The organism is Parolsenella sp. (assembly GCF_982402205.1).
The window spans coordinates 1-4,544 of sequence record NZ_CEVYAT010000133.1 but is presented as its reverse complement, the minus strand read 5'-3'; the positions used below and the strand labels follow the sequence as shown (position 1 = coordinate 4,544).

Annotated in this window: 4 protein-coding genes; all 4 read right to left on the bottom strand. The window is 64.8% G+C overall.

What is annotated here, in order from left to right:
* On the bottom strand, window positions 1-571 hold a 571-nt coding region (locus tag AC1VTH_RS06915; RefSeq protein WP_293674300.1), incomplete at its 3' end, for a type I glyceraldehyde-3-phosphate dehydrogenase.
* A 689-nt stretch (window positions 572-1,260) separates the two neighbouring features.
* Window positions 1,261-2,190, bottom strand: a complete 930-nt coding sequence (gene whiA, locus AC1VTH_RS06910; RefSeq protein WP_481335421.1) for a DNA-binding protein WhiA — start codon at window positions 2,188-2,190, stop codon at window positions 1,261-1,263.
* Window positions 2,191-3,096, bottom strand: coding sequence for an RNase adapter RapZ (rapZ, locus tag AC1VTH_RS06905; protein ID WP_293825917.1), 906 nt, complete (start codon window positions 3,094-3,096; stop codon window positions 2,191-2,193).
* A 372-nt stretch (window positions 3,097-3,468) separates the two neighbouring features.
* A partial coding sequence (locus tag AC1VTH_RS06900) for an InlB B-repeat-containing protein (protein WP_481335420.1) occupies window positions 3,469-4,544 on the bottom strand: 1,076 nt, incomplete at its 5' end.

The following is a 4,544-nucleotide window of genomic DNA, read 5'->3' as shown; positions in this document are numbered from 1 at the left end:
CGTCGAGCGGCATCTGGTCGCCGGTGAAGGCGTGGATGGTGGTCATGATGCCGGAGACGATGGGGGCGAAGTCGTTCAGGCCCTTGGCCATCGGGGCGAGGCAGTTCGTCGTACAGGAGGCAGCGGAGATGATGTTGTCATCAGCGGTGAGCTGCTCGTGGTTGACGTTGTAGACGATGGTCGGGAGGTCATTGCCGGCAGGAGCGGAGATGACGACCTTCTTGGCGCCAGCGTTGATGTGGGCCTGGGCCTTGGCCTTGGAGGTGTAGAAGCCGGTGCACTCGAGCACGACGTCGACGTCGAGGTCACCCCACGGCAGGTTGTTGGCGTCGGCCTCCTTGTAGATCTTGATCTCCTTGCCATCGACGATGATGGAATCCTCGGTGGACTCGACCTTGTGGTCGCGGGCGTAGTTGCCCTGCGTGGAGTCATACTTCAGAAGGTAGGCGAGCATCTCAGGGGAGGTGAGGTCGTTGATAGCGACGATCTCGGAGCCCTCGTGGCCGAACATCTGACGGAAGGCCAGACGACCGATGCGGCCGAAGCCGTTGATAGCAACCTTAACTGCCATGCTTTCTCCTTTCGAAGGCCCTTCGGGCGCCCCTTGCGCCGAGCGGACCTAAGTTGGAAACACCATCGGTAATAGTACCGCTTTTGCGTGCCACTTAAACGGTAAAGCGACGTCAAGGTTGGCAAAACGCGCCGTCTACCTGCAAGTTGTCTACTGAACCATGGTCAGGTTGGCATGGTTTTAAGCATTCGCGGCAGGTGGCGGGCACGCGGGCGATGTGTGGAGACTGTATGGCGCTGGCACGGAGCAGGCTTTGCGGCAGCTGGCACGGAGCAACGTGGCCGCGCAGCGCGGAGGGGAGCACGGGACGGCTGCTGCGGGCATTCGTAGCGGCGGGGCGTGCGAAGTGCAAACCTGGGCTCATGGGATGGTCGACTTACGCGGTGATTGCCTCACGAAGCCACTTGTCTGCAGGGCATCAACGAGAGTCGCAAGAATAATCATGTCAATTAGGTAACCTGGCGTGCCCACATTGAGCGGACCACTTCTACGGACTCTCTCCAACTAGGGTTTTGCTGCTATTTGTGACAGGGAACTCGGACTTTTTCCAATCTGGTTACCTAATTGACGACAAAATTTTGCCAGCGGACCGGCAGCAGGCGCATGCGGGCGGCGAAGGCACGTTGGCCGAGATGCAGGAGGCAGACCCAAACGCCCGCAGGCGCGTGGGGCGGCAAGCCCCGAGCCCCCTACTTGCGGCGGCCCACGAGCTGCTCGAGGCGCAGCACGCGGTGGTACAGCGCGCTCTTCGAAAGCGGCGGGCGCATGGCGTTGCCCAGGTCGCGCAGCGACAGGTCGGGGTGGGCGCGACGAGCCTCGCAGAAGGCGCGCAGCGCGGGCGGCAGCGCGTCAAAGCCAATCTCACGCTCGACCTCGTCGATGAGCTCAAGCTGGTCGGCCGCGGCGCCCGTCGACCTTGCCTGGTTGGCGATCTCTGCGTTTACCCGGCGGTTCACGTCGTTCTTGACGCTCTTCATGACGCGCACGTTCTCGACGGCCCGGGCCGTGCGCCGCGCGCCGATGACGCCAAGGAAGCGCACGATGTCGTCGAAGCTCTTGAGGTAGATGGCGTAGCTGCCGCGACGGCGGTTCACGCGCGCCGTGATGTTCTCGTCGTCGAGGAGCTCCACGAGGTCGTCGGCGAACTCGTCGCCGGTGACCGCAATCTCGAGATGGAAGTCGCCGCGCGGGTCGGCGATGAAGCCGCCGGCCATGAACGCCCCGCGCAGATAGGCGGCGCGGCAGCAGGGCCGGGCCACCACGCGGGCGGCGATGCCCGAGGAGAGGCCGCGGCCAAGCACGAGCACGCCCATCTGGATGAGCGCCCGCTCAAGGCCCTTCTGCTCGGGAATCTCGATGAGGTAGTTGCGGGTCTTGTGCAGGTTTGAGCGACGCACGGTGAGCGACGTGTCGAGGTCGAACACCTTGTGGGCCAGGCGAATGACCGTGCGGGCCACGGCGCCTGTCTCGGTGGAGACGCGAATCGAGTAGGCGCCCGACCCGTGGAACGACAGCGCACCGCAGACGCGCACGAGGGCCGCGAGCTCGGCGACCTCGCAGGCCGGGCAGCTCCCCTCGACGCGCGACAGCTCGTCTTTGACCTCGGCGGTAAACGACATCTAGCTCGTCCTCACGTTGGCGAGGGCCAGGTCGCGGTGACTCAGGCTCACGTGGTAGCCACATTTCTCGAGGTAGGCGGCCGTGGCGTTAGCGATGGCAACGCTACGGTGCTGGCCCCCGGTGCAGCCCACGGCAATGGAGAGGTGGCTCTTGCCCTCGGCCACGTAGCCGGGCATGGCGACGTCGAGCAGGTTGAACCAGGCGTCGCAGAACTTCTCGGTCACGGGGTTGTTGAGGACGAAGTCGCTCACAAGCTTGTCGTTGCCGGTGAGGGCGCGCATGCGCGGGTCGTAGAAGGGGTTGGGCAGAAAGCGCACGTCGATCATGAGGTCGGCCTCGACGGGCATGCCGTGCTTGAAGCCAAACGAGAAGACGCTGACCTCCATGAGCTGCTGGTCCGTGAGCTCTGAGAACGCGCGGCGCAGGCGGCGGCGGAGCTCGGCGACCTTGAGGTGGCTCGTGTCGATCACGAGGTCCGAGGCGTCGCGCACGGCGCCGAGCTGGGCACGCTCGCGGGCGATCGTAGCGGCCAGGGACTCGCCGCCCTGGGCGAGCGGATGGCGGCGGCGGTTCTCGTCGTAGCGGCGCATGAGGATGTCGTCTGCGGTGTCGAGGAAGAGGACCTTGCAGGACAGCTCGTGGGCGCGCAGGGCCGCGATGGAGTCTGCGAGCTCGTCGAACAGGCCCTGGCTGCGCAGGTCGCAGGTGACCGCGAGGTGGCGGCCGACGCCGGAGTTGATGCCCACGAGCTCGGCGAGCTGCAGGATGAGGCGCGGGGGCAGGTTGTCGATGCAGAAGTAGCCCATGTCCTCGAAGACATGGAGGGCCTGGGTGCGGCCCGAGCCGCTCATGCCGGTGATGACCACAACGTCGGGTACGCGCGCGGCGGCCTCGGCGGTGCGCATGCTGGTGCCGGCGCTGTCCTGGGCGAGGGCGGGGTCGGGCACGCGCACGACGTCGGCGCTGGCCTGGGCCGCGGCGGCCACGCGGGCGCGGGAGGCGGCGGTGCGGGCGGCGGCGTCATCAGCGGCGACGCTGGCGGGCGTCGCGCCGGTGGCGGGCGTCGCGCCGGACGCGGCGGCGCTGATGGTGCGGTTGTCTGCTTCGCGTGGCGCGTCCATGGGCGTACGCTCCCCTCTCGTGTTTTCTCCCTTCGAGTATAGCGTGCGGGTGGATACGCCCGGCCGCTCGCGAAACGTACGTTGCGGCGCGGCAACAAAAGGGGCGCCCCGAAGGACGCCCCATGCGCGGGTGCTTATGTGCGAGAAGCGCGAGCGCTAGTTGTTGCGACGACGCAGGGCGACGGCAGCGACAACGACCACGATGCCAGCAACAGCAATCGCAACCGGCACCATCATGTTGGTGTTGTCACCGGTCTGGGGAATTTCCTTCTTCGGAGCGTTGCCATTCTTGTCGGTCGGCTTGGCCGTAGGCTTGCCCCCCTCAGTAACCCTGACCCAGCCACCGTAGAACGTCACGTCGGCGTCGACAGCAATGTTCGCGGGGTCAACGGGGTCGCCGGAAAGGTCAGCAGAGGTCCACCAGCCAGCGAACTTCCAACCATCAAGCGTGGGCACGGGAACCTGAGATGCATCAAGCTGGGTGCCCTCGTCGGCAGTCACATACGTGGGGTTATCGCCGGCAAAGGCAATGAACGTGAACGTGTAGGTGCGAACCCACTTCGCGTACAGCGTGAGATCAGCGTCAACAGCGGTCGTAAAGTCGAACTTCTGAGTGAGCTCGGCATTGGTATACCAGCCGTCGAAGCGATAACCCTCACGAGTGGACTTGGCCTCGGTGGCCTTGGCGCCCTTCGCAATACGTTGGGCCTCAACCGCGGAGCCGCCATTGGACTCGAAGGTCACGTTGACGGCCTCGGCAGTGACGATCGCGTAGGTGGAGAAGCGGCCAGTCTTGAACGTGACGGTGCGAGCGTCCTGATCAACGGTGCAGTCGATAAAGTCGACCTTGCCGTCGTGAAGGCGCGCGATGCGAACGAAGCCGGACAGGTCAACGCCGTCAGCGACCTTGACCGTGACCTCAATCTCGTTGGGAAGCTCGGTAACCTCAGAGCTAGCAACCTTGGTCTCGTCGTCCTCGGTAACGGAAACGACGAGCTTGACGCTCACGTCGAGGTAAGAAGCAGACTCGCCATCGGCAAGGACAGCCTCAACCTTCTGCGCCTCATCGGCAGAGGGAACGATCTCAGAGGCACTCACAACGAGCGTGGAAGAGACCGTGGCGTCCTCACTTGCATTGGCCACAACCTGCTTGAGCTTGGTGTCGTCGGCAACAGAGATACCCGCAGCCTCAAGACCGTCGCCAGAACGCAGCGCCTTGCCCGCCTCAAGTG